This is a genomic window from Rugamonas brunnea, from assembly GCF_014042345.1.
Lineage (GTDB): Bacteria > Pseudomonadota > Gammaproteobacteria > Burkholderiales > Burkholderiaceae_D > Rugamonas > Rugamonas brunnea.
This window is the reverse complement of record NZ_JACEZT010000060.1, coordinates 1-274: the sequence shown is the minus strand read 5'-3', so window position 1 is coordinate 274 and position 274 is coordinate 1. Positions and strand designations below refer to the sequence as shown.

Here is a 274-nt window from a genome sequence, read left to right as displayed (position 1 = left end):
ATACATACAATCATTACCCATCACAGCAATCTTTCGATTGATGTGATCAATAAATAATCTTTACTTTTACTTCTTCCAGATTGTTAAAGAACATACAGCACTTGATCTCTAAAAGATCAAACCTAAATCTCAGGATTTACGTTTGAGCTTTTGGTGGAGGATGACGGGATCGAACCGACGACCCCCTGCTTGCAAAGCAGGTGCTCTCCCAGCTGAGCTAATCCCCCTATGGGTGAAACTGGTAGGGCTGGTTGGACTCGAACCAACGACCCCC

Annotated in this window: 1 tRNA gene; it reads right to left on the bottom strand. The window is 44.2% G+C overall.

Annotated elements, in window-relative coordinates:
* Window positions 1-151: 151 nt before the first annotated feature.
* Window positions 152-227, bottom strand: a tRNA-Ala gene (locus tag H3H37_RS25485).
* Window positions 228-274 lie beyond the last annotated feature (47 nt).